Raw genomic sequence first — 20,276 nt, 5'->3', positions numbered from 1 at the left:
GGGCTTGGACGATATGACTACCCGAATCGAACGACACCACTACGACGTCGTGGTCATCGGCGCCGGCGGCGCCGGACTGCGGGCGGCGATCGAGGCCCGACTGGCCGGCAAACGCACCGCGATCATCTCCAAGTCGCTGTTCGGCAAGGCGCACACGGTGATGGCCGAGGGCGGCGCCGCCGCCGCGATGGGCAACGTGAACAGCCGGGACAGCTGGCAGGTGCACTTCCGCGACACCATGCGCGGCGGCAAGTTCCTGAACAACTTCCGGATGGCCGAGCTGCACGCCAAGGAGTCACCGCAGCGGATCTGGGAGCTGGAGACGTACGGCGCGCTGTTCGACCGTACGAAGGACGGCAAGATCTCGCAGCGCAACTTCGGCGGCCACGAGTACCCGCGACTGGCCCACGTCGGTGACCGCACCGGCCTGGAGCTGATCCGTACCCTCCAGCAGAAAATCGTCTCGCTGCAGCAGGAGGACAAGCGGGAGTACGGCGTCCACGACGCCCGGATCAAGGTCTTCGCCGAAACCACCATCACCGAGCTGATGCTGGAGGACGGGCCGGACGGTCCCCGGGTCGCCGGTGCCTTCGGCTACTACCGGGAGAGCGGCGAGTTCGTCCTGTTCGAGGCGCCGGCCGTGGTGCTGGCCACCGGCGGGGTCGGCAAGTCGTACAAGGTCACCTCGAACTCCTGGGAGTACACCGGCGACGGGCACGCGCTCGCCCTGCGGGCCGGCGCCACCCTGATCAACATGGAGTTCCTGCAGTTCCACCCGACCGGCATGGTCTGGCCGCCCTCGGTGAAGGGCATCCTGGTCACCGAGTCGGTCCGGGGCGACGGCGGGGTGCTGCGCAACACCGACGGCAAGCGGTTCATGTTCGACTACGTCCCCGACGTGTTCCGCAAGCAGTACGCGGAGACCGAGGAGGAGGCGGACCGCTGGTACACCGACCCGGACAACAACCGGCGTCCGCCGGAGCTGCTGCCCCGTGACGAGGTCGCCCGGGCGATCAACAGCGAGGTCAAAGCCGGTCGCGGTACGGAGTCCGGCGGCGTACTGCTGGACATCGCCAGCCGGCTGCCGGCAGAGGAGATCCGTCGCCGGCTGCCGTCGATGTACCACCAGTTCAAGGAGCTGGCCGACGTCGACATCACCAAGCAGCCGATGGAGGTCGGGCCGACCTGCCACTACGTGATGGGTGGCGTCGAGGTCGACCCGGACACCGCTGCGGCGGCCGGCCGGATCAGCGGCCTGTTCGCCGCCGGCGAGGTCTCCGGCGGTATGCACGGTTCCAACCGCCTCGGCGGCAACTCCCTGTCCGACCTGCTGGTCTTCGGCAAGCGGGCCGGCGAGCACGCGGCCACGTACGTCGGCGGGCTGGACCGGCGGCCGAAGGTCTCGGCCGACGAGGTCGAGCAGGCGGTGGACCAGGCCCTGGCACCGCTGTCGCGCGACACCGGGGAGAACCCGTACACCCTGCAGCAGGACCTGCAGGCGGTGATGGGCGACCTGGTCGGCATCATCCGGCGCGAGGGTGAGCTGGCGGATTCGCTGGTCAAGCTGGCCGAGCTACGTGAGCGGGTGGCCAAGGTCAGCGCCGCCGGCGGCCGGCGCTACAACCCGGGCTGGCACCTGGCGCTGGACCTGCGCAACATGCTGGTGGTCTCGGAGTGCACCGCCAAGGCCGCGCTGGAGCGCACCGAGTCGCGGGGCGGGCACACCCGCGAGGACCACCCGACCATGGCCCCGACGTGGCGCACGGTCAACCTGGTCTGCTCGCTGGACGGTGACACGGTCAAGCTGGAGCACAAGCCGCTGCCGAAGATGCGCCCGGAGCTGATCAAGCTCTTCGACCGGGCGGAGCTGGCCAAGTATCTGACCGACGAGGAGTTGGCGGAGTTCGACGCGCTGGCGCAGGACGCGCTCGCTGAGGAGGCGGACAACTGATGGGCACCAAGCGCCACTTCAGGGTGTGGCGGGGCGACGAGACCGGCGGCGAACTGCAGGACTACCAGGTGGAGGTGAACGAGGGCGAGGTCGTCCTCGACGTCATCCACCGGCTGCAGGCCACCGAGGCTCCGGATCTGGCCTGCCGGTGGAACTGCAAGGCCGGCAAGTGCGGCTCCTGCTCCATGGAGATCAACGGCATGCCGAAGCTGGGCTGCATGACGCGGATGTCGACGTTCGAGGAGAACGAGACGATCAGCGTCAGCCCGCTGCGGACCTTCCCGGTGATCCGCGACCTGGTCACCGACGTCTCGTTCAACTACCAGAAGTCGTTGGAGACGCCGGCGTTCAGCCCGCCGGAGGACCTCGCGCCGGGTGAGTACCGGATGCAGCAGGTCGACGTGGAACGCTCGCAGGAGTTCCGCAAGTGCATCGAGTGCTTCCTCTGCCAGAACACCTGCCACGTGGTACGTGACCACGAGGACAACAAGACCGCGTTCTCCGGTCCCCGGGTGTTCATCCGCGCCGCCGAGCTGGACATGCACCCGCTGGACACCAGGACCGACCGCAAGCAGTACGCGCAGGCGCAGCAGGGGCTCGGCTACTGCAACATCACCAAGTGCTGCACCGAGGTCTGCCCCGAGCACATCAAGATCACCGACAACGCGATCATCCCGATGAAGGAGCGCGTCGTCGACCGGCGGTACGATCCCCTCGTGTGGCTCGGCAGCAAGATCTTCCGGCGGGGGCAGAACGGCGCGGCGGCGAGTGGACCGGCGCTCGGTGAGTCCGGCCTGGACCAGCCGGCCGCCACGACCGCCGGGCTGCCGGCCGACGGTGACCACAGCGCGGCGGCCGACGCCGAGCGCGGGGTCAACTGGCACCAGCAGGTGCCCCGCCCGCAGGCGGCGGCGGTGGACGAGAAGGGCCACCTGCCGATCAGCGAGCTGGCGTTCGACAAGCCGGCCGCGCCGTCGCCGTTCGGCGAGGACGTCACTTTCCCGCTGCCGGACAAGTCACTCAACTACCACCACCCGGACCAGGACCGCTGAGCCGGTCTCACCCGGACCAGGACCGCTGACCGCCCCTCCCGGTGCTTCGTGCGCCGGGAGGGGCGGTTTTTTTTCCGGATTGCCGGCTGCGCCACCGGGGTTGCCGGCTAGCCATCGACAGTCGTAACATCCTCGGCGGAGCCGGGAACGGACCTGTCCACCGTTTCCGTCGTGGGGCGGCGTAGGGGCGCCGGGCCCACGGCACCAGCCCGTACTGCGGGCTGCTCGCCGAAGGACTCAGCCACCATGATCCCGCTCCGACTCCGGCGCTACCGCCTGCCCGCGCTCGTCGTCGCCGCCCTCGTCGTCGCCGGCGTGACCGTCGTCTGGCTGGCACCGGACGCCGACGCTGGCGAACTCTGCGGGCGGGCCGACACGGTCGACATCACCGACAAGCGGTACGTGGTGATGAACAACGTTTGGGGTGCGGACACTCCGCAGTGCCTGACGGTCGACGCGGCCGGCCGGTTCGAGGTGACCCACACCGAGCACGACAAGCGGGACGGCTCCGCCGCCGCCTACCCGACCATCTACCAGGGCTGCCACTGGGGCAACTGCACCGTCGGCAGCGGCCTGCCGATCAAGGTGACGCAGTTGCGCTCCGCCCGGTCCAACTGGGCGATCGATACCAAGGGCGCCACCGGCCGCTGGAACGCCACGTACGACCTGTGGTTCCACACCGACGCCAACGCCCACCGCTCCCCCGACGGCGCCGAACTGATGGTCTGGCTGGACCGGGCCGGTGGGGCCGAGCCGGCCGGGACGCTGGTGGCGCGGGGAGTGACCCTGGCCGGGGCGACCTGGGACGTCTACTACGCCGACTGGCACTGGAACTACGTGGCGTACGTGCGTACCACGCCGGTCGACGAGGCGCGGGACCTGGAGTTGGCGGCGTTCGCCCGGGACGCGGTGGGCCGGGGTTACCTCGACCGGGACTGGTACCTCAGCGGGGTCGAGGCGGGTTTCGAGATCTGGCACGGCGGTGCCGGGCTCACTTCGCGGTCGTTCCAGGTCGCGATCAACCTCTGAGCAGAGTCGGGCGCGTCGTCAGTCGTCAAGCTGGGTCAAGCGGGACGCAGCTTGCCGGCCGAGAGTGCAAGTGTCGAGCCGATGTGGTCGTCGTTCTCGACCGACTCCGCCAGGAGCCACGCGACCTGCGCGCGGGCCACCTTCATGCTGCGGGTCGCACCAGTGGTCGAGACGAACGGCGGCTCGGTCGTGTCGTCGTCGGTGAGGTTCACCGGTTGAACGGCGGTCCAGTCCAGGCCGCTGGACCGTACGATCCGCTCCTGCCGCTCGGTGTCGACGATCTGCGGTCGCAGAAGCGCCCAGAAGACCAGTCGTTGGAGCATGGGCAGGTGCGTTCGGGTGGGTCCGACGCCGTACGACGTCTGCACCACCAACCGGCGTACGCCGTGGCGGCGCATCGCCTCGACAACGACACCGGTCCCCCGGGAACGGACATCCAACGACGTATGCGCCGGACCACGCAGCCTGACCCGCACCGGGTTCTCGCTGATACCGAGCGTGACGATCACCGCGTCCTGACCACGCACCGCATCGTCGACATCGTCAGGGTCGGTGGCGTCGCCGTTCAACCCGCGCAGCGAGCCGCCATCGACCGGACCGGCCACAGTCGACGCGTTCCGCGAGAACGCGGTGACCTCGTGACCCCGGCGGCCAAGTTCCCGTACCGTGGCACGGCCGGACCCACCGGACGCACCGACCACCAGTACCTTCATCGTTTCTCCCCTGTCGTCGCTGCCGCCAGCGAGCGGCTCCCCATCGACAAAATCAGTTCGGGGCCGGCGAGGATATGATCGGGAAACGCGAAAGTATGCTCGATCGTCCAGGGACCGCGATGGCGAAACTCGAGGTCGATGCGCCGTGGGTGTCGGTGGACCCGGTCGGGGAAGCGCTGCACCTGCTGCGGATGACCGGGATCTTCTACTGCCGGACCGAGGTCAGCGCCCCATGGGCGCTGGAGATGCCGCCGTTCGGTGATTGTCTGAGTTTCCATGTCGTGACGTCCGGTGGCTGCTGGCTACGTGTCGGGGACGCACCACCACGACAGCTGAGCGCCGGTGACCTCGCGCTCGTGCCGCATGGCCGTGGACATCTGCTGCTCAGCAGCCCACAGGCCGGACAGGCTGGACGGGCCGGACGGGTCGATCTGCTACCACAGGAACATCTCAATGCGCACTACTCGATACTCCGTCACGGTGGAGGCGGCGAGACGTCCACGCTGGTCTGCGCAGTGGTGTCGTTCGAGGGGCCGGCCGCTCACCAACTCGTACGGCTGCTGCCACCGGTCATCCATGCGACCGGGTCGGACCCGCGGACCAGTGGCTGGATCGGTGCCACCCTCGCGTTGCTGACCAGCGAGGTGTCGGACCTTCGCCCGGGCGGGGAAGCTGTCACCACCAGACTCGCTGACATCCTGGTGATCCAGGCGATCAGATCATGGATCGACAGCGACGACCCGCAAGCGCGAGCCGGATGGCTCGGCGCGCTGTCAGACCCACTGATCGGGCGGGCCATCGCGGCGATCCACCGCGAACCCAGCCGTACCTGGACCGTCGCCTCGCTGGCGCGCGTAGCCGCGATGTCGCGGTCGTCGTTCGCGGCCCGGTTCACCCGGCTCGTCGGTGAACCGGCACTCCAGTACGTCACCCGGTGGCGGATGCACGTCGCGCTCGCCAGGCTCGAACAGGGCCAGACGACGGTTCGTGAACTGGCCGGCCAGTCCGGCTACGGATCGGAGGCCGCGTTCAGCCGGGCGTTCAAGCGCATGATCGGAGTCGCTCCCGGCTCGGTCCGCAGTGGCCGCGACCCGAGCGCCAGCCCGCACTGAACCACAGCACCCGGCCGCATCAGCCGTCGTGCGGCCTGCTGCCGGCATGCAGCAACGGACGGAGCTCGGCGACGATCGGCTGATCTGCGGGCAGCCAGGTGACCTGATCGAGTTCGTCGGCCGCCAGCCAGCGCAGAGCTGAGTGCTCGAGCGCGGTCGGCTGCGCCGGCCCGAGCAGTCCGGCAAGGTAGACCCGCAGCACCGACCGGCCGTGGCCGAGCGGCTGGTCGGGGCCGACCCGGTCACCCACCGTGATCGCAACCCCGAGTTCCTCGCGGCACTCACGGATCAGGGCATCGGTCTCGGTCTCGCCGCTCTCCACCTTGCCGCCGGGAAACTCCCACTTGCCGGCCGCGCCCGGTGGATGGGTCCGGGCACACGCCAGCACCCGACCGTCAACGACGATCGCCGCCCCGACCACCACCTGACGCCTCGCCCGCCCGCTCCGCACAGCAGATGAGCCTGCCAGATCAATCAGCATTTCGGGTAACCCTGCTGACTGCTAGGACAGCAGATGACGGAAGGGTGGACGTGGACACACCAACCAGTTAGCGGCCAGACTGGGGACCACCGACCAAGACACAGGATGGCGACGATTTGGCCACAAGCCGGCAACGACGCCTGGGAGGTGTGGCTTTGCGAGCACTCTGGTCCAGCCGGACCGGCCGCGACTACCTTAGCGATGCCCTTACCCAACTGGACGGGTGGACGCAGGACGGCCACCAGCTCCGGCGAACCCTGCTGCTCGACGACAGCCAGCACGCCGAGCTCACCGAGCGGATCAAGGTAGCAGCCGACGCCCTGCACCTGCGGCCCGACGTACGCCGGGCCGAGGGGCAGACCCAGATCCGGCTCGGCTCCCCCGACGGCGACAAGATCACCGACGGCGACGTCGCACTCGCGGCCCGCATCGAGGACGCCTACCGTACGGTCGTCGACCTTCGCTGACCCCGCATCCTGCGCTCGGACCACCGCTGACCGCAGCGACCTCGCGCTTCGCTGGCATGGTTGTGCCCGCCGCCTACCCTCGGGCACATGGCGAACGTGGCGTACGACCGGCGGGAGCAACTTCGGCAGATCGAGAGCGGGCTGCTCGACGGGGAGCAGGTGATCGCGGTCTACGACGCGATCGGCACCGGCACCGGCTTCATCGGGCTGACCAACCGCCGCGTGATCATCCAGGACAAGTCGTTCGTCGGCAAGAAGGTCGCCATCACCAGCATCCCGTACTCGAAGATCACCAGCGTGAGCGTGGTGAGCAACAAGTCCTGGGGCGGCTCGTACTTCTCGTCCGGCGCCATCGCGATCAACGTCGGCACCCACACCTACGAGGTCGAGTTCCGTGGCGACCAGAAGTCCCACCACGTGCACAACGTGATCCTGCACTACATCTCGTGACCGACTGCGGGACCGACAGCCAGCAGGGCTGACCGCTCGATCCTGTCCATCCCGCGCTCAACCTAAGCGGTTTCCGGCTTCTCCGGCTCGACACCGCCGGCTCGCAGGATCCGCCGGACCTGTTCCCGGCCGTAGCCAGTCACCCGAGCGATCTCGCCCACGCGGGCTCCGCCTTGGTATGCAGTCACGATTGCGGCCGCAAGCCGCTTTCGTACCCGTGGCACCTCGGCACGCGCTGAAGCGACCTCCGCGAGCCCATCCTGCACGCGTTGGAACGCAGCCCGGTACGCCTCCGCTGCCGCCTCAAGGTCACCTGCCACGGCGGAAGTGCCTCAGGGCTTCGGGTCTGGCGTGACGAATGTGCCGCGACCGGCGAAGGTGACCACTCGGCCTTCCTCGCGCAGCACGTCGAGCGCGGCCCGCACGGTGCCGCGCGCCACGCCGTACGTCTGCGCCAACGTCACCTCACCAGGCAGCTTGCGCCCCGGCAGCCAATCGCCGCTATCGATCTTCGCCTTGAGCGCATCGGCCACCTGCTCGGCAAACGAACGCGGCGACCACGGGTCGACCATGCTCACAGGCTGCCACCTGTCCAGCCGACCGATGCTGTCCATTCAGTTCATCTGATGGACAGGATGAACCTGTTGGACTAGCGTTGGATCGGCAGACAAAGGCGGCCCTCGGCTCGCGTGGCAGCGCTCGCCGAGGGCCTTGACGCGAAGCGAGGTCGCGCCCGTGAACATTTTGCCCGAAACACCGCCACCCGACGACCAGCCCAAAACCCACCCGCACCGCGAGTCCCCAGGCGAAGCGCGCGGCGGTGCGACGCCGGCTCAGGAGCCGGGGATCCTGGTGGTCGGTCCGAGAGTGCTGCCGGGGCACGGGACGGTGCAGATCTGGGCCGACGCCGGCTCAGGCGGAACCGGTCAGCGGGTGGATGTTGCCGTCGACCGCCTCCGACTGGCGGAGATCGACTCCGGCGAAGGCGTCAAGGCCCTGTACCGGCTGGAGACGTCCCACCACCGAGGCTGACCCCTCCGTTCAGCGTCGAGGTGAGGCTCACGCACCTTAAAACCGCCTCGTAAGGTGTCTGAGCCTCACCTCGATGCGGCGCAGACATCGAGACTGAACGACGGTAGGTCAACAGAAGCCGGATGTTACGGTGAGGAACATGACTGCGGTGCCCGAGTGGATGCGACCGCCCCGCCCCGAAGGGTGGTACGCCGACGACCTCGACCAGCTCCCTCAGGCGCCGCGTCACACCGAGCTGATCGACGGAGCACTCGTCTTCATGATGTCCCCCCAGCGGGCTTGGCACGGCCGAGCTGTCTCCGCTTTGCTCTTCGCCCTCATGGAGCAGGCGCCAGCAGGCGTCGAGATCGAGCGGGAGATGACGATTCGGCTCGACGAACGGAACCGCCCCGAGCCCGATCTCCTCGCCACGCGGGCTCCCTACTACGACCCGGACTGCACCTTCTACACACCCGACCAGGTGCTGTTGGTCGTCGAGGTGGTCTCGCCAGAGTCGGCCCACCGCGACCGGACGGTCAAGCTGCGCAAGTACGCGGAAGCCGGCATCCCGCACTACTGGCGCGTCGAAGACGAGGGTGGATCACCGGTGGTCCACGCCTACGAGCTCGACGAGCCCACCCGGTCGTACGTCGCGACCGGGATCCACCGCCACGAGCTGCACACCACGACGCCGTTCGAGCTCAAGCTGAATCTGGACGGGCTTGTGCCCGGTCGCAAAAGCTGAGCCGGGCAGCCGCTCAACTGCCTGACACGTCTCCGCCATGACCGCAGGGCCGATCTACAGCCTGATGACCCGAACCCGATGCCCGCACAACTTGGTCATGTCGTCGACATCCGACGTCAGGACCGCGACCGGCGCGGGTAGTCGTAGCGCCATCTCGGCGACCATGGCATCGATGGCGTACTTGTGCCCGTGCAGCCCCGCCGCCTTCAACAGCCCCGCACTGCGACGGGCGCTTTCCTTCGTCACCGCCTCCACACGAATGCGGGACAACAGCCAGGTCAGCCGAGCGGTGTCCACGCCGGTGTGGGAAACCTCGATGATCGTGGCAGCCGACATGGCCAGATCAGCCCCGTCACGCTCCGCCTGCTCCAGCAGTCGCATCACCATGCGATCCCGGCCGATCCATCCCGAGAAGCCTTGCGAGTCGAGCACAAGCGATTCGAGGCTCACGCCGCCCGGTCCGTCTCCCTGGTCCCGTACAGAAGCGCCTGGGCCTCGGCCATCTCCTGATCGGTGAACGCCCCGGACTCAGCTTGATAGCGGTCCAACTCCTCCCGGAGAAGCCTTCGCCGCTCAGCCCGCTCGGCCAGCTCGGTGAGGTAGCCGGAGACGTTGTCGGTGTGCGACTTCATGCTCTCCAGCAGCTCCACCGGCAGCGTGATCGTAACCTTCCTCGTCCTCGCCATCCAGCAACCATACCACGGTATTACCGCGAGCTGGGCACAGCTGCTACCCCCTGGCAGACACCGCGAACCTTGGGGCGCGCCACACGCCGGCTCGTGCCCAGCATGCCGGAATCAGACGTTGAAGCGGAACTCGACGACGTCGCCGTCCTGCATGACGTACTCCTTGCCTTCCATCCGGACCTTGCCGGCCGCCTTGGCCGCCGCCATCGTGCCGGCCGCGACCAGGTCGTCGTAGGAGACGATCTCGGCCTTGATGAAGCCGCGCTGGAAGTCGGAGTGGATCACCCCGGCGGCCTCCGGCGCGGTCGCCCCGACCGGGATGGTCCAGGCCCGCGCCTCCTTCGGCCCGGCGGTGAGGTACGTCTGCAGCCCGAGGGTGCGGAAGCCGACCCGGATCAGCTGGTTGAGCCCCGGCTCGCTCTGCCCGGTCGACTCCAGCAGCTCCATCGCCTCGTCGTCCGGCAGATCGATCAACTCAGACTCGATCTTGGCGTCCATGAAGACCGCCTCGGCCGGGGCGACCAGCGCCCGCAGCTCGGCGAGCAGCTCGGCGTTGCCCAGCTCGTCCTCGTCGACGTTGAAGACGTACAGGAACGGCTTGGTGGTGAGCAGGTGCAGCTCGCGCAGTTCGGCGACGTCGATGCCGGCGGCGGCCGCACCCGCGTACAGCGTGGTGCCGCCGTCGAGCAGCGCGGCGGCGGCCTTCGCGGCGGCGTGGATCGCCGCCCGGTCCTTGCGCAGCCGGGCTTCCTTCTCCAGCCGGGGCAGCGCCTTCTCCAAGGTCTGCAGGTCGGCCAGGATCAGCTCGGTGTTGATCGTGGCGATGTCGTCCCCCGGGGAGACCTTGCCGTCGACGTGCACCACGTTCGGGTCGGAGAACACCCGCACGACCTGGCAGATCGCGGCGGCGTCGCGGATGTTGGCCAAAAAGGCGTTGCCTCGGCCCTGTCCCTTGGACGCGCCCCGCACCAGACCGGCGATGTCGACGAACGACACCGGCGCCGGAAGGATCTTCTCCGAGCCGAAGATCTCCGCCAGCCTGCCCAGCCGCCCGTCCGGCAGTCCCACCACCCCGACGTTCGGTTCGATCGTGGCGAACGGGTAGTTCGCCGCGAGAACGTCGTTCTTGGTGAGCGCGTTGAACAGGGTGCTCTTGCCGACGTTGGGCAGGCCGACGATGCCGATGGTGAGACTCACGTCGGTCGAGTCTACGCAGCGTCCGGTGGCGGGTCAGGCGCAGGCGGTCTTGAGCTTGCCGGTCGCCTCGGCCAGCAGGTCGGCCACCTGACCCATCGGGGTGTTGTCGTCCGGGTCGTTGATCTGGGCGACGACGTCGGCGGCCTCGGTCAGCGCCTGCTGCACGTCGGCGTCCACCGGGTCGACGGCGAGCGACTGCAGCATCCCGGACCAGCCGGCGAGCTTGCTCCGGAACTCGGACTCGGCGGTCTCCGCCGCCGATCCGCCCTCGACCGCAGCGGCGATCAGCTTGCCGAAGTCGTCCTCGATGTTCGCGGTGTTCTCCTCGCTGACCGGCACCGCCATGTCACACGCCTCCTTCGTGGCCGCAGCGGCCCCGTCGGCGGCGGAGCCGGCCGACTCCGCGTCGGCCGACGCGGTCGCCGTCGGCGATGACGTCTGACCGGAAGCGGCGTCGACATCGCTGTCGCCACCGCCGCAGCCGGCCAGGGTGAACGCGAGCGCCGTCGCAGCGGCGGCGGTGATCAGGGTACGTCGCATCGGGAATCCGTCCATTGAGAGGCGAGCAAACCGGAGCAGGTTAACGGACGCCTGCTCCCGGCCCGCCCGGCCCCTCGTGGACGTCACTCGCAGACGGCGCGGAAGTTGTCCGGGATCGCCACCACGGCGGCGACCTGCTCGTCGCTGAGCGGGGTCTCACCGATCTCGGTGGCCGCTTCGATCGCGGCCGTACTCTCGGTCAGCACCGTCCGCAGTTCGTCCGACACCGGGCCGGTGGCCAGCGAGGTGAGCGTCGCCGACCAGCCGCGCATCTGTGCCTCGAAGTTGTCCTCGGCGTCCGCCGGCGCCTCCGCGCTGGCGGACGGATCGGCGAACTGGTTGACGTCACGCTGGAAACCGGCGGCGAAGTCGCTGCTCATCGATACTGCCTGATTGCAGGCGGCATTGGTGGCGGCGAGGATGTCGGCCTCGCTGGCGGTGGTGCTGCCGCCGGTCGGCGACGGCGCGCCCGTCGGCGGCGGCTCGGTGCCGCAGCCGGTGAATCCGAGGATCAGGGCCGAGCCGAGGACGGCGCTGGCCAGTAGGCGACGCATGATATCTACCGACTCCTTTATCGAGGTGCACCAAACTGTGCCACTCTATCGATCCAGGAGCCAGGTCGCCGAACGGAGCCCATCGACCAAAACAGATGGCAAGAGCGCCGCTGCCAGCAGTTGAGGGTGAGCATCGTCATGTTACCTACCGGTGTCGGGTGCTCTACCGTCTGCGCAGGGCGACGGCGCCGTGTGCCCAGCGCGGCCAGACCCGTCAGCACCGGGCGATAGCCGCTGCGGGCGGCGTACCGTTGCCGCCCGGACGGACGTCCGGGCGGACGGCAAGGTCCGGGCGAGCGGGGAGCGGGGAGCGGGTGGCGTGGTGGCGAACGGGGCGGCGACGCTGGCGCGGCCGGTGGTGGAACGGGCGCGGATCGCGGTCGCGATCGCGTTCGGGGTCAGCGGTCTGGCGTTCGCCTCGTGGATCTCCCGTACGCCGGCGATCCGCGACGCCCTCGATCTGACCAACGCCCAGTTCGGGCTGCTGCTGTTGTGCACGTCGGTGGGGGCGGTCAGTGCGCTGCCACTGTCCGGTCCGCTGGTGCACGCGATCGGGCCGCACCGGACGGTGCTGCTGGGCGCCTCGGCCGTGACCGTCGGGATGCTCGCCGTCGCGGTCGGTGTGGCGGTCGTCTCACCGCCGCTGGCCGGCGCCGGGCTGCTGCTGACCGGCACCGGGTTGAGCAGCTGGGACGTGGCGATGAACGTCGAGGGTGCCGACGTCGAGCGCCGGCTCGACCGCCCGCTGATGCCCCGTTTCCACGCCGGCTTCAGCCTGGGTACGGTGACCGGCGCGCTCCTCGGGGCCGGGTGTGCCTGGCTCGCGGTGCCGGTCGACTGGCAACTCGCCGTCACCGCGCTGCTGGTGATCGCCTCTATCGCCGCAGCGGTACGGATGTTCCTGCCGGTCCCGGCGCGGGTGCCCGGCGCGGCAGCACCCCGGTCCGGGGTGCTGCGTGCCTGGCGGGAGCCGCGCACCCTGCTGATCGGTCTGCTGGTGCTGGCCTTCGCGTTCGTCGAAGGGGTGGCGAACGACTGGCTCACCCTGGCCGTGGTCGACGGCTACCGGGTCGGTGACGCGGTCGGCGCGGTGGCGTTCGGGGTGTTCGTCGCGGCGATGACCGCCGCCCGGATGGTCGGCGGTACGGCGTTGCAACGCTGGGGCCGGGTGACGGTGCTGCAGGCAACGGCGGTGCTCGCACTGGTCGGCCTCGCCCTGGTGGTTTTCGGGACGACACTGCCGCTGGCGCTGCTCGGGGCGCTGCTGTGGGGCGCGGGGGCGTCGCTCGGCTTCCCGGTCGGGATGAGCGCGGCCGCCGACGAGGCCGACCGGGCGGCGGTACGGGTGTCGGTGGTCAGTTCGATCGGCTACACCTCGTTCCTGGCCGGTCCGCCACTGATCGGCTTCCTGGCCGAGCAGGTAGGCATCCTGCGATCGCTGTTGGTGGTGCTCGGGGCGTTGGCGATCGGCCTGCTGGCCGCCGGCGCGACCCGGCCGGCCGGCACGGGCGGCACGGCCGGCACGAGCCGGCCGGGCGGCACGGGCCAGGGCTCGTGACTGCAGGTCCGATTCCCGCCAGCCGACCGGGCCCGGCAGCAGGCAGGATCGACCCATGGAGCTCGACTTCGAGCGGTGCTACCGGGTGGTGGACAGCCGCGACCAGCGCTTCGACGGCTGGTTCTACACCGGCGTGACGTCGACCGGCATCTACTGCCGGCCGTCCTGCCCGGCGGTCACCCCGAAGCGGCACAACGTCCGGTTCTTTGCGTCAGCGGCCGCCGCGCAACAGGCCGGGCTGCGCGCCTGCCGACGCTGTCACCCCGACGCCACCCCGGGTTCGCCCGACTGGGACCGCCGCGCCGACCTGGTCGGCCGGGCGATGCGGTTGATCGGCGACGGGGTGGTGGACCGCGACGGCGTGCCAGGGCTGGCCCGCCGGCTCGGCTACACCGAACGGCATCTCACCCGGGTGCTGACCGAGCAGGTGGGTGCCGGCCCGCTGGCGTTGGCCAGGGCGCAGCGTGCGCAGACGGCCCGGATCCTGGTGGAGCGGACCGCCCTGACCGTCGCCGAGATCGCGTTCGCGGCCGGGTTCGGCAGCGTACGGCAGTTCAACGACACGTTCCGGACGGTGTACGGCGGCCCGCCGTCGACGCTGCGCGGCCGCGTACGGCCCGGTGCGCCCGACCGGGCCGGGGTGATCACCGTACGGCTGGCCTTCCGTCGGCCGATGGCGGTCGACGCCGTACTCGGATTCCTGGCCGACCGGGCGGTGCCCGGCGTGGAGTCCGCCGACGGCGGCGGATACCGGCGTGCGCTGCGGTTGCCGTACGGTGCCGGCACGGTGGCGCTCACCCCGCACGACGGCTTCCTCGCCGCCGCGTTGCACCTCGCCGACCTGCGCGATCTGGCACCGGCGGTGTCCCGCTGCCGCCGGCTGTTCGACCTGGACGCCGATCCGGCGGCGGTGGACGCCGTGCTGGGCGCCGATCCGGCGTTGGCCGCTGCCGTCGCAGCCGAGCCCGGGGTCCGGGTGCCGGGCGCGGTGGACGGCTTCGAACTGGCGGTACGGGCCGTGGTCGGGCAGCAGATCTCGGTGTCCGCCGCCCGCCGGGTGCTGGCCCGCCTCTGCGCGGCGACCGCGTCGAGAACAGCCCCACCCGCGACCGGGTCAACCGGGTCGCGAACAGCGGCGCCTGCGGACGGCCTGGCGCCGTTCCCGGGCCCGGACGACCTGCTCGCCCTGCCCGACGACGCCTTCGCGATGCCGGCCGCCCGGCGCGGCACGCTACGCGCGCTGGCCGCCGGGGTCGCCGACGGCGGCATCGGACTCGACCCGGGCAGCGACCGGGCCGAGCTGTCGCACCGGCTCACCGCGCTGCCCGGCATCGGCCCGTGGACCGCCGGTTACGTGGCGATGCGGGCGCTCGGCGACCCGGACGTGCTGCTCGGCACCGACCTGGGGGTACGGCGCGGCGCGGCGGCGCTGGGCCTGCCCGCCTCCCCCGCCGACCTGACCGCCCACGCCGAGCACTGGCGGCCCTGGCGGTCCTACGCCAACCTGCGGCTGTGGCGGTCCGCCACGCCAACGAAATCTACATCGGAGTGAACCTGTGACAACGCCTTCGACACTGGACACGAGTACGGTCGCCACGGCGGTCGGGCCGCTGACGCTGATCGCCGACCCGGACGGGGCGCTACGGGCCGCCGGGTTCACCGCCGACCCGGACGACCTGCTCGCCCTGGTCCACCCCGACCTGCGCGGGCCGGTGCGCCGCCGGGCCGACCTCGGCGACGTCACCCGCGCCGTACGGTCCTACCTGTCCGGTGAGCTGACCGCGATCGACCAGCTCACGGTCTGTCAGCACGGCGGCCCGTTCCAGCGCACCGCCTGGTCGGCGCTGCGTGAGGTGAAGCCCGGCGAGCCGGTCAGCTATACGGCGTTCGCCCTGCGCTCCGGCCGTCCAGCAGCGGTCCGGGCGGCGGCCGGCGCCTGCGCCCGCAACGCGGTCGCGCTGGTGGTCCCCTGTCACCGGGTGCTACGCGGCGACGGCACGCTGGGCGGCTACCGATGGGGTCTGCCGATCAAGAAGTGGCTGCTCGACCATGAATCGCAGGTGACCTTCGCGGGGCAGTGAACCGGTGCCGGCACCGGCTACCGTCGTGGTGTGGACGCCGTACCCGACCGATCTTCGCCCCGGCGGCGCGCCGTCCACAATCTCTGGCGGCTGCGCCGCTACCTGCGCCCGTACCTCGGTCAACTCGGTTGGCTACTGGCGGCCGCCGCAGCCGCGACCGGAGCCGGCATCGCCATCCCGCTGGTCATCGCCGAGGTGGTGGACGGCCCGGTGGCCGCCGGTGATCCCGCCGGTCTGCTGCTCCTCGGTGGACTCGCTTTGCTGCTCGGCGTCGTCGAGGCGGTGCTCATCTTCATCCGGCGGTGGACACAGAGTGCCTCGTCGATCGGGATGGAAGGCACCATCCGCGACGACATCTACACCCACCTGCAGCGGCTCCCGGTCACCTTCCACGACCAGTGGCAGTCCGGGCAGTTGTTGTCCCGGGCGATCAGCGATCTGTCGGTTATCCGACGCTTCCTCTCCTTCGGTCTGCTGTTCCTGATCCTCAACTCGGCGACCTACCTGACCGTGGTGGCGTTGCTGCTGCACCTGCACTGGCCGTTGGGGCTGGTGGTGGCGGCCAGCGCCGTACCGCTCTACCTGTTCAGCCGCCAGTTCACCCGCGCCTACCTGCGGGTGTCCCGACGAATGCAGGACCAGCAGGGTGACCTGGCCACCCTGGTCGAGGAGTCCGCGCAAGGGCTGCGGACCATCATCTCGTTCGGGCGCGGGCCGTACCTCACCGCACGCTTCACCGACCTGGCCCGAGAGCTGCACGACACCGCGGTCGGCAAGGGCCGGCTGCTCGCCCACGCGTCGGCCCGCTACGACCTGGTGCCGAACGCGAGCCTCGCGGTCGTGCTGGTCGCCGGGGCCGGCGCCGTCGCCGACCAGCAGCTCACCATCGGTCAGCTGGTCGCCTTCGTCACCCTGCAGCTGATGCTGATCTGGCCGATCAAGTCGCTGGGCTGGATCATTTCGCACGCCCAGGAGGCGATGACCGCCGCCGACCGGATCCAGGAGGTGCTGGACACCCCGCCGTCGATCGTCGACCGGCCGGACGCCGTCCGGATCCGGGTCGCCGAGGTCCGCGGCGAGCTGCGCTTCGACAACGTCACCTTCGGCTACCCGGGTACGCCGGAGCCGGTGCTGCGCGGCGTGGACCTCACCGTACGGCCGGGTGAGACGCTGGCCATCGCCGGCCTGACCGGCAGCGGCAAGACCAGCCTGGTGTCGCTGGTGCCGCGACTGTACGACGTCACCGGCGGTCGGATCACCCTGGACGGTCACGACCTGCGCGACCTGCGCCTCGACGAGCTGCGCCGGTGCGTTGGCGTGGCGTTCGAAGATCCCACCCTGTTCTCGATGTCGGTTCGGGAGAATCTGACCCTCGGCCGGCCGGACGCCACCGACGCGGAGGTGCACGCCGCCGTCCGGTTGGCGCAGGCCGACTTCGTCCACGACCTGCCCTGGGGGTTGCGGACCCGGATCGGCGAGCAGGGGCTCTCACTGTCCGGCGGGCAGCGGCAACGACTCGCGCTGGCCCGGGCGGTGCTGGGCCGACCCCGGGTGCTGGTGCTCGACGACCCGCTGTCCGCCCTGGACGTGCACACCGAGGCGCTGGTGGAGCAGGCGCTGCGCCGGGTGCTGGTAGGCACCACCGCGCTGCTGGTGGTGCACCGGCCGTCCACGGTCGCGCTGGCCGACCGGGTGGCGCTGCTGGACGCGGGCCGGATCGCGGCCGTCGGCACCCACACCGAACTGCTCGCCACCGTGCCCGCCTACCGGGCCGTACTCTCCGCCGACGGGCCCGGCCTGGTCAGGTCCCGGTGAGCCGGACCGACGATGCCGGCGGCACCGCGGACCGTGACGCGAGCAGGTCCGACGATGGTCAGCCGGACTGGCGCGGCGTCTCCGACCGGGCGGCGGACGAGGTCAGCGGCGCAGACGACGGCGGTCCGGTCGACAACGCCCGGGTCCGGGCCCGCAGCCGGGCGCTGCTCGGCTCGCTGACCCGGCCGCACCGGCGGATGATCGCGGTGGCGGTCGGCCTGCTGCTGCTGCAGAACGCTGCCGCGATGGCCGGTCCGTACCTCGTGATGCTGGGCATCGACCGGGCCATCCCGCCGCTGACCGACGACGGCGACGCGGGGCCGCTGGTCGCGATCGCCGTCGCCTTCGCGGTCGCCACCGTCGCCGAGTACGTCGGCAAGCGCAGCTTCCTGATCCTGTCTGCCCGGATCGGTCAGGCGATCCTGCTCGACCTGCGTCAGCGGGTGTACCGGCACTTCCTCAACCTGTCGGTCAGCTTCCACGAGCGGTACACCTCCGGCCGGGTGGTCGCCCGGCTGACCAGTGACATGGACTCGATCTCCGAGCTGGTCAACGGCGGCATCGACGATCTGGTGCTCGCCGGGCTGTCGGTGGTCTCGGTGGCGGCGATCCTGCTCTGGCTGGACCTGCCGCTGGCCCTGGTGACGCTGTTGGCGTTCCCGTTCCTGGTGTGGATGTCGATCTGGTTCGCCCGCGCCTCCACCGTCGCCTACCGGCGTACCCGGGAGACCGTGGCGCTGCTGATCGTCCACTTCGTGGAGTCGCTCGGCGGGGTCCGGGCCGTGCACGCGTTCCGGCGCGAGCCCCGCAACCAGGAAATCTTCTCCGAGGTCAACACTGGCTTCCAGCGGGCCAGCCTGCATGCGTTCCGGCTGATCGCGATCTACTCACCGAGTCTCAAAGGCATCGGCAACGTGGCTGTCGCGATGGTGCTCACCTTCGGCGGTTGGCAGGTGCTGCAGGGCCGCACCGAGATCGGCGTGCTCGCCGCGTTCCTGCTGTACCTGCGCCGGTTCTTCGAGCCGATGCAGGAGCTGAGCCAGTTCTACAACTCGCTGCAGTCGGCGACCGCGGCGCTGGAGAAGCTCTCCGGCGTGCTCGACGAGCGGCCGGACGTCGCCGAGCCGGCGCGGCCGCGTCCGCTGCCGCAGCCGGTACGCGGCGCGGTGCGGCTGCACGCCGTCTCGTTCGGCTACCGGCCGGACCGTCTGGTGCTGCCCGAGCTGACCCTGCGGATCCCGGCCGGCCAGACGGTCGCGCTGGTCGGGGCCACCGGGGCCGGCAAGTCGACGATCGCCAAGCTGGTGGCCCGACTCTACGACCCGGTCAGCGGGTCGGTCACCCTCGACGGTGTCGACCTGCGTGAGATCGCCGGCCGCGACCTGCGGCGAAACGTGATCATGGTGACGCAGGAGAACCACCTCTTCGCCGGCAGCGTCGCGGACAACATCCGGTTCGGCCGCCCGGACGCGACCGACGCCGAGGTCGAGGCCGCGGCGCGAGCGATCGGCGCGCACGAGTTCATCGCCGGACTTCCCGACGGGTACGCCACCGACGTGCACCGACGCGGCGGGCGGCTGTCCGCCGGGCAGCGGCAGCTGGTCGCCTTCGCCCGGGCGGTGCTGGCCGACCCGGCGGTGCTGATCCTCGACGAGGCGACCTCCTCGCTGGACGTGCCGACCGAGCGCCTGGTGCAGCGGGCGTTGCAGACCATGCTCAACGGCGACCAGAGCGACGGTGGCCGCAACGGGGACGGGTTGGGGGCCAACGGCCGGCCGACCGGCCACGGGCGTACCGCGCTGGTCATCGCGCATCGACTGTCGACGGTGCAGATCGCCGACCGGGTGCTGGTCCTCGACGACGGGCGGATCGTCGAGGACGGCCGGCCCGCCGACCTGATCGCCGACGGCGGCCGGTACGCCGTGCTGCACCACCAGTGGCGGGACAGCCTCAGCTGACCCGTACCGCCTGCAGGGTGTAGCTGAGCGGGAACCGCTCCGGTCGTTCGGTCAACCGCCACTCGCCGTCATCGCCCTTGACCATCCGGCCGGGCAGCGCGTTCCACGGCACACTGTCGTGCTCGACCAGCATAGTCACCTGCATCCCGACACCGGTGAGCGCGGTGAAGATCTCCCCGACGCCGTGGTTCCAGGAGTGGGTCAGGTTGTGGGTGAAACTTGTGTCGGTGTCGACGTAGGTGCCGTCCTCGTTCCACACCAGCGGTCGGTCCGTCTCGAAGTACGGCAGGTCGAGCACGAGCAGGCCGTCCGGGCGGGTCTCGTCGACCGCCCACAGCGCCGGGTGCCCTTCCCGCAGGAACAGCCGGCCACCCGGCCGCAGCAGCCCAACCACCGTCTCCGCCCACCGGGTCACGCTCGGCAGCCAGCACAGCGCGCCGATCCCGGTGAAGACGAGGTCGAAGCCGCCCGCGCCGAGCACCTCGACGGCGCGGTAGACATCGGCTTCGACGTACTCGATCGGGGTCTGCGTCGCGGCGGCGATCCGCCGCGCCTCGGCCAGGGACGCGCCGGAAAGGTCCAGGCCGGTCATGGTCGCGCCGAGCCGGGCCAGCGACAGCGTGTCGGTGCCGATGTGGCACTGCAGGTGCACCCCGCGTACGCCGGTCAGGTCGCCGAGCCTCGGCAGGTCGAACCGCACCACCTCGCTGAGCAGTGCCGGGTCGGCGATCAGCTGCGCCACCCGGTAGTCCGGTGAGGCGGCGTGCGCCGGCGCGCGCTCGTCCCAGCTGGCCCGGTTGAGCGCCAGATAGTCGGTCATGCCGCCGACGATCGCATGATCTGATGCCGCTGGCACCCCGTTATCGTCCGGTGGGA

At 70.4% G+C, this 20,276-nt stretch carries 22 protein-coding genes; 13 read left to right on the top strand and 9 right to left on the bottom strand.

Annotation, left to right across the window (positions count from 1 at the left end; genetic code table 11):
• Positions 1 to 13: 13 nt before the first annotated feature.
• From O7629_RS02150 to O7629_RS02140, 3 genes are all read left to right on the top strand, one after another.
• Positions 14 to 1,951, top strand: a complete 1,938-nt coding sequence (locus O7629_RS02150; protein ID WP_278167166.1) for a fumarate reductase/succinate dehydrogenase flavoprotein subunit — start codon at positions 14 to 16, stop codon at positions 1,949 to 1,951.
• Positions 1,951 to 3,003 carry a succinate dehydrogenase/fumarate reductase iron-sulfur subunit gene (locus O7629_RS02145; RefSeq protein ID WP_278167165.1) on the top strand — a complete coding sequence of 351 codons (1,053 nt, stop codon included), beginning with the start codon at positions 1,951 to 1,953 and terminating at the stop codon, positions 3,001 to 3,003. Before O7629_RS02150 ends, O7629_RS02145 begins: the two co-directional genes overlap by 1 nt.
• Positions 3,004 to 3,249: 246 nt before the next feature.
• The gene (locus tag O7629_RS02140; RefSeq protein ID WP_278167164.1) at positions 3,250 to 4,032 is read left to right on the top strand and encodes a hypothetical protein; all 783 of its coding nucleotides are present in this window, start codon (positions 3,250 to 3,252) and stop codon (positions 4,030 to 4,032) included.
• Positions 4,033 to 4,067: 35 nt separating this feature from the next.
• On the opposite strand, the gene O7629_RS02135 is transcribed toward O7629_RS02140, so the two are convergent.
• Positions 4,068 to 4,745, bottom strand: coding sequence for an NAD(P)-binding oxidoreductase (locus tag O7629_RS02135; RefSeq protein ID WP_278167163.1), 678 nt, complete (start codon positions 4,743 to 4,745; stop codon positions 4,068 to 4,070).
• 119 nt (positions 4,746 to 4,864) lie between these two features.
• Between O7629_RS02135 and O7629_RS02130 the strand changes: the two genes are divergently transcribed.
• Entirely contained in the window at positions 4,865 to 5,857 is a 993-nt protein-coding gene (locus O7629_RS02130; RefSeq protein WP_278167162.1) for an AraC family transcriptional regulator, read from the top strand.
• A gap of 19 nt (positions 5,858 to 5,876) precedes the next feature.
• Here O7629_RS02130 and O7629_RS02125 read toward each other — a convergent pair whose 3' ends face one another.
• Positions 5,877 to 6,338 carry a (deoxy)nucleoside triphosphate pyrophosphohydrolase gene (locus tag O7629_RS02125; protein ID WP_278167161.1) on the bottom strand — a complete coding sequence of 154 codons (462 nt, stop codon included), beginning with the start codon at positions 6,336 to 6,338 and terminating at the stop codon, positions 5,877 to 5,879.
• A gap of 155 nt (positions 6,339 to 6,493) precedes the next feature.
• Between O7629_RS02125 and O7629_RS02120 the strand changes: the two genes are divergently transcribed.
• Together O7629_RS02120 and O7629_RS02115 are read left to right on the top strand one after the other, a co-directional pair.
• A complete protein-coding gene (locus O7629_RS02120; protein WP_278167160.1) occupies positions 6,494 to 6,805 on the top strand; it encodes a 4a-hydroxytetrahydrobiopterin dehydratase in 312 nt (103 codons plus the stop codon).
• An 87-nt stretch (positions 6,806 to 6,892) separates the two neighbouring features.
• Complete coding sequence (locus O7629_RS02115; RefSeq protein WP_123605368.1) at positions 6,893 to 7,255, top strand: PH domain-containing protein; 363 nt, start codon at positions 6,893 to 6,895, stop codon at positions 7,253 to 7,255.
• A 332-nt stretch (positions 7,256 to 7,587) separates the two neighbouring features.
• Here the strand turns inward: O7629_RS02115 and O7629_RS02110 are convergent, their stop codons facing one another.
• Positions 7,588 to 7,827: a winged helix-turn-helix domain-containing protein gene (locus O7629_RS02110; protein ID WP_278174364.1), complete on the bottom strand. Its 240-nt coding sequence runs from the start codon at positions 7,825 to 7,827 to the stop codon at positions 7,588 to 7,590.
• A 280-nt stretch (positions 7,828 to 8,107) separates the two neighbouring features.
• On the opposite strand from O7629_RS02110, the gene O7629_RS02105 reads away from it, so the two are divergent.
• Positions 8,108 to 8,287 carry a hypothetical protein gene (locus O7629_RS02105; RefSeq protein WP_278167159.1) on the top strand — a complete coding sequence of 60 codons (180 nt, stop codon included), beginning with the start codon at positions 8,108 to 8,110 and terminating at the stop codon, positions 8,285 to 8,287.
• A 139-nt stretch (positions 8,288 to 8,426) separates the two neighbouring features.
• The gene (locus tag O7629_RS02100) at positions 8,427 to 9,011 is read left to right on the top strand and encodes a Uma2 family endonuclease (protein ID WP_278167158.1); all 585 of its coding nucleotides are present in this window, start codon (positions 8,427 to 8,429) and stop codon (positions 9,009 to 9,011) included.
• Between the two features lie 54 nt (positions 9,012 to 9,065).
• Here O7629_RS02100 and O7629_RS02095 read toward each other — a convergent pair whose 3' ends face one another.
• From O7629_RS02095 to O7629_RS02075, 5 genes are all read right to left on the bottom strand, one after another.
• On the bottom strand, positions 9,066 to 9,461 hold the full coding sequence (locus O7629_RS02095) for a PIN domain-containing protein (protein ID WP_278167157.1): 396 nt from the start codon (positions 9,459 to 9,461) through the stop codon (positions 9,066 to 9,068).
• The gene (locus tag O7629_RS02090; RefSeq protein WP_123605371.1) at positions 9,458 to 9,697 is read right to left on the bottom strand and encodes a hypothetical protein; all 240 of its coding nucleotides are present in this window, start codon (positions 9,695 to 9,697) and stop codon (positions 9,458 to 9,460) included. Before O7629_RS02090 ends, O7629_RS02095 begins: the two co-directional genes overlap by 4 nt.
• A 111-nt stretch (positions 9,698 to 9,808) precedes the next feature.
• Positions 9,809 to 10,894 carry a redox-regulated ATPase YchF gene (ychF, locus tag O7629_RS02085; protein WP_278167156.1) on the bottom strand — a complete coding sequence of 362 codons (1,086 nt, stop codon included), beginning with the start codon at positions 10,892 to 10,894 and terminating at the stop codon, positions 9,809 to 9,811.
• 33 nt (positions 10,895 to 10,927) lie between these two features.
• Positions 10,928 to 11,434 carry a hypothetical protein gene (locus tag O7629_RS02080; RefSeq protein WP_278167155.1) on the bottom strand — a complete coding sequence of 169 codons (507 nt, stop codon included), beginning with the start codon at positions 11,432 to 11,434 and terminating at the stop codon, positions 10,928 to 10,930.
• Between the two features lie 83 nt (positions 11,435 to 11,517).
• On the bottom strand, positions 11,518 to 11,988 hold the full coding sequence (locus O7629_RS02075; protein WP_278167153.1) for a hypothetical protein: 471 nt from the start codon (positions 11,986 to 11,988) through the stop codon (positions 11,518 to 11,520).
• A gap of 319 nt (positions 11,989 to 12,307) precedes the next feature.
• Between O7629_RS02075 and O7629_RS02070 the strand changes: the two genes are divergently transcribed.
• From O7629_RS02070 to O7629_RS02050, 5 genes are read left to right on the top strand one after another with little or no spacing between them, the layout of a single operon-like run.
• Positions 12,308 to 13,546, top strand: a complete 1,239-nt coding sequence (locus O7629_RS02070; RefSeq protein WP_278167152.1) for an MFS transporter — start codon at positions 12,308 to 12,310, stop codon at positions 13,544 to 13,546.
• 55 nt (positions 13,547 to 13,601) lie between these two features.
• Positions 13,602 to 15,098 carry an AlkA N-terminal domain-containing protein gene (locus tag O7629_RS02065; protein ID WP_278167151.1) on the top strand — a complete coding sequence of 499 codons (1,497 nt, stop codon included), beginning with the start codon at positions 13,602 to 13,604 and terminating at the stop codon, positions 15,096 to 15,098.
• 4 nt (positions 15,099 to 15,102) lie between these two features.
• A complete protein-coding gene (locus tag O7629_RS02060; RefSeq protein ID WP_278167149.1) occupies positions 15,103 to 15,627 on the top strand; it encodes a methylated-DNA--[protein]-cysteine S-methyltransferase in 525 nt (174 codons plus the stop codon).
• Positions 15,628 to 15,657: 30 nt separating this feature from the next.
• A complete protein-coding gene (locus tag O7629_RS02055; protein WP_278167147.1) occupies positions 15,658 to 17,442 on the top strand; it encodes an ABC transporter ATP-binding protein in 1,785 nt (594 codons plus the stop codon).
• Positions 17,439 to 19,400, top strand: coding sequence for an ABC transporter ATP-binding protein (locus O7629_RS02050; protein ID WP_278167146.1), 1,962 nt, complete (start codon positions 17,439 to 17,441; stop codon positions 19,398 to 19,400). The genes O7629_RS02055 and O7629_RS02050 overlap by 4 nt, the downstream gene beginning before the upstream one ends.
• Here O7629_RS02050 and O7629_RS02045 read toward each other — a convergent pair.
• Positions 19,393 to 20,220 (bottom strand): class I SAM-dependent methyltransferase, encoded by an 828-nt coding sequence (locus O7629_RS02045; protein WP_278167145.1) that lies wholly within the window; start codon positions 20,218 to 20,220, stop codon positions 19,393 to 19,395. The two genes, O7629_RS02050 and O7629_RS02045, sit on opposite strands and share 8 nt — an antisense overlap.
• Positions 20,221 to 20,276: the final 56 nt, after the last annotated feature.

It is taken from the genome of Solwaraspora sp. WMMD792, from assembly GCF_029626105.1.
Taxonomy (GTDB): domain Bacteria; phylum Actinomycetota; class Actinomycetes; order Mycobacteriales; family Micromonosporaceae; genus Micromonospora_E.
This window is presented reverse-complemented; position numbering and strand designations above follow the sequence as displayed.

Excerpts from the sequence above, each read along its gene's own strand:
- O7629_RS02145 (WP_278167165.1), top strand. The coding sequence starts at position 1,951 with ATGGGCACCAAGCGCCACTTCAGGGTGTGGCGGGGCGACGAGACCGGC.
- O7629_RS02075 (WP_278167153.1), bottom strand. The coding sequence starts at position 11,988 with ATGCGTCGCCTACTGGCCAGCGCCGTCCTCGGCTCGGCCCTGATCCTC.
- O7629_RS02090 (WP_123605371.1), bottom strand. The coding sequence starts at position 9,697 with ATGGCGAGGACGAGGAAGGTTACGATCACGCTGCCGGTGGAGCTGCTG.
- O7629_RS02110 (WP_278174364.1), bottom strand. The coding sequence starts at position 7,827 with ATGGTCGACCCGTGGTCGCCGCGTTCGTTTGCCGAGCAGGTGGCCGAT.
- O7629_RS02115 (WP_123605368.1), top strand. The coding sequence starts at position 6,893 with ATGGCGAACGTGGCGTACGACCGGCGGGAGCAACTTCGGCAGATCGAG.
- O7629_RS02045 (WP_278167145.1), bottom strand. The coding sequence starts at position 20,220 with ATGACCGACTATCTGGCGCTCAACCGGGCCAGCTGGGACGAGCGCGCG.
- O7629_RS02130 (WP_278167162.1), top strand. The coding sequence starts at position 4,865 with ATGGCGAAACTCGAGGTCGATGCGCCGTGGGTGTCGGTGGACCCGGTC.
- O7629_RS02065 (WP_278167151.1), top strand. The coding sequence starts at position 13,602 with ATGGAGCTCGACTTCGAGCGGTGCTACCGGGTGGTGGACAGCCGCGAC.
- O7629_RS02125 (WP_278167161.1), bottom strand. The coding sequence starts at position 6,338 with ATGCTGATTGATCTGGCAGGCTCATCTGCTGTGCGGAGCGGGCGGGCG.
- O7629_RS02100 (WP_278167158.1), top strand. The coding sequence starts at position 8,427 with ATGACTGCGGTGCCCGAGTGGATGCGACCGCCCCGCCCCGAAGGGTGG.
- O7629_RS02135 (WP_278167163.1), bottom strand. The coding sequence starts at position 4,745 with ATGAAGGTACTGGTGGTCGGTGCGTCCGGTGGGTCCGGCCGTGCCACG.
- O7629_RS02140 (WP_278167164.1), top strand. The coding sequence starts at position 3,250 with ATGATCCCGCTCCGACTCCGGCGCTACCGCCTGCCCGCGCTCGTCGTC.
- O7629_RS02080 (WP_278167155.1), bottom strand. The coding sequence starts at position 11,434 with ATGCGACGTACCCTGATCACCGCCGCCGCTGCGACGGCGCTCGCGTTC.
- O7629_RS02150 (WP_278167166.1), top strand. The coding sequence starts at position 14 with ATGACTACCCGAATCGAACGACACCACTACGACGTCGTGGTCATCGGC.